General features: G+C 60.3%; 2 protein-coding genes and 2 pseudogenes. All 4 read left to right on the forward strand.

From position 1 onward, the window contains the following. A pseudogene (locus tag EN780_RS32080) lies at positions 1-300 on the forward strand (hypothetical protein); the annotation flags it as partial. Positions 301-318: 18 nt separating this feature from the next. Further along, a complete protein-coding gene (locus EN780_RS32085; RefSeq protein ID WP_128276280.1) occupies positions 319-1,233 on the forward strand; it encodes an SMP-30/gluconolactonase/LRE family protein in 915 nt (304 codons plus the stop codon). 14 nt (positions 1,234-1,247) lie between these two features. Continuing rightward, a complete protein-coding gene (locus tag EN780_RS32090) occupies positions 1,248-2,033 on the forward strand; it encodes an SDR family oxidoreductase (RefSeq protein WP_128276281.1) in 786 nt (261 codons plus the stop codon). An 11-nt stretch (positions 2,034-2,044) separates the two neighbouring features. Next, positions 2,045-2,441: pseudogene (locus EN780_RS32095) on the forward strand (ribonuclease activity regulator RraA); the annotation flags it as partial.

Here is a 2,441-nt window from a genome sequence, read left to right on the forward strand (position 1 = left end):
CCGCCGCATCGCCGATCCCGTTGGTCCTGGCTTAGCGAACCAGATTTTGTCCATTTGACGGAGCGTTGTATCGAGACAGAAGGCGTGCACTTCAATGTCGTCTACGGCGTCTCGAATAACACGCGCAAGCAGTGGGACGATGCAGGCGCCCGCGCGATCGGCTTCTTTCCGAGGGACAACGCGGAGCGCTTCGTGCCGCAAATGCAGGGACATCTGGATGAACCCGCGTTTGAGGCTCGCTTTCAAGGCGGTAGTTTCTGTGCCGATGGTTTCGATGGCGATCCGACCCGCTTCGATTGATCAGCAGGAATCACGCTCATGTTTGCACAACCGCCCCAGATCGAAGCAAAGGTGTTCGCCCGCGTGCCAGATGCGCTCCGGATCAGAGGACGCACCTCCAGATGGGCGCAGACACATCGGTCGGGTGTGGTTACGGATTGCTTCCTCGAGGGCCCCTCCTTCGATCGCGGCGGCAATCTCTACATGGTTGACGTTGCGTGGGGACGGATATTGAGAATGTCACCAACCGGTGATTTCAGCGTCGTCACGGAATATGACGGGTCGCCGAACGGGCTCAAGTTCCATGCGGACGGGCGGATTTTCGTTGCCGATTTCACCCGGGGATTGCTTGAGCTCGAGCTTGGGACCGGGAAGGTGACCACCGTTGTCGATGGCTATGAGGGCAAGCCGTTTCACGGTTTGAACGACCTCCACTTCTCATGCAGTGGAGATCTCTATTTTACTGACCAGGGCTTGAGCGGGCTGCACGACCCGTTCGGGCGCCTGTTCCGGCTGCGCTCGGATGGGCGGCTGAATGTCGTATTGGACAAGGTGCCGAGCCCCAACGGCCTCGTCCTCGACCGCAGCGAGACCACCATCTTCCTTAACGTGACTCGCGACAACGCTGTCTGGCGCGTGCCAATGCATTCTGACGGCACTGCCTATAAGGTCGGTGCCTTCGTCCGGCTGACTGGAGGCATTGGGCCGGACGGTTTGGCGATGGATACCGAAGGCTCTCTGGCTATCGCCCATATAGGGCTCGGTTGCATATGGTTATTCAATACCCTCGGTGAGCCGCTACTGCGCATCAACTCGCCAACCGGACGGATGACCACCAACGTTGCCTTCGGCGGTACAGGCAACAGGACTCTCTTCATTACCGAATCCGAGACCGGGAGCATTCTAACAGCTGAACTAGACGTCCCCGGCCATCCAATGTTCTCTCAATTATAGGCAAGGCCAATATCATGGATCTGGGAATTGCAGGAAAGACGGCACTTGTACTCGGTGCAGGCGGCGGGCTAGGGGGCGCCATAGCGCGGGCGCTGGCACGTGAAGGTGCGCGAGTCGCGTGCGGTGACATCGGTCGGGACGCAGCCCACGCAACCGCCGAGGTGATCCGCGCGAATGGCGGGGGAGCGACAGCTATCGTGTGGGACCTCGCCTGCCGGGACGCTATGCCGCGCGTCCTAGGCGAAGTGCACGGAACGTTCGGTCCAATCGACATCCTCGTCAACAATACAGGTGGCCCGCCGCCGACACCCGCCTCTGGGCAGGATGCCTCCGCATGGCTGAAGCATTTCGAGGTTATGGTGCTTTCGGTGATCTCCCTCACCGACGCCGTCCTGCCCAGCATGCGCAAGCGCCAGTGGGGGCGTGTAATCACCTCCACGTCTTCGGGAGTCGTGGCGCCGATCGCCAACCTCGGCTTGTCGAATGCACTTAGACTGTCGCTTGTGGGCTGGTCGAAGACGTTGGCCAGCGAGGTAGGCCTGGACGGGGTTACCTCCAACATCGTGATACCGGGACGGATCGCTACACAGCGCATAAAGGCCCTAGATGAACAGAAGGCAAAGCGCGAAAGTCGCGACGTGGAAAGCGTCAGTAGCGAAAGCAAGGCATCTATACCGCTTGGGCGTTACGGCGACCCTGAAGAATACGCCGATGTTGTCGCCTTCCTGGCGAGTCGGCGCGCATCTTATATCACCGGCAGCGTCGTCCGTGTAGACGGCGGCCTCATCCAGAGCATTTGATGGAGACTTACATGGCACTCAGCGATCAGGACATCGAAGCCCTCAAGGGCATATCAACAGCAACAATCACAACCATCCTGCTCAAAAAAGGTCTCAGGAACATCTGGATGCGGGGCGCGAAACCCCTGTTGCCCGGCCAGCCGCGGATCGCCGGTCCCGCCTTCACGTTACGTTTCGTGCCGGCGCGCGAGGACCTCGCCACCCCAGCGTCCTGGGCTTCTCCAATCTCGACGCGGGCGGCGATTGAGGACATGCCGCCTGGATGCGTCGTAGTCGCGGATGCTATGGGCGTGACCGATGCTGGGATCTTCGGCGACATATTGTGCGCGCGCATGGTCAAGCGTGGCGTCGCGGCATTGGTGACCGATGGCGTGATGCGCGACGTCGATGGTGTCCTCGGTACTGGCC

The sequence above is a fragment of the Mesorhizobium sp. M4B.F.Ca.ET.089.01.1.1 genome, assembly GCF_004022605.1.
Classification (GTDB): Bacteria; Pseudomonadota; Alphaproteobacteria; order Rhizobiales; family Rhizobiaceae; genus Mesorhizobium; species Mesorhizobium abyssinicae.

What these genes read in the sequence shown, in the direction of transcription:
- EN780_RS32090 (WP_128276281.1), top strand. Translation starts at nt 1,248, where the DNA reads ATGGATCTGGGAATTGCAGGAAAGACGGCACTTGTACTCGGTGCAGGC.
- EN780_RS32085 (WP_128276280.1), top strand. Translation starts at nt 319, where the DNA reads ATGTTTGCACAACCGCCCCAGATCGAAGCAAAGGTGTTCGCCCGCGTG.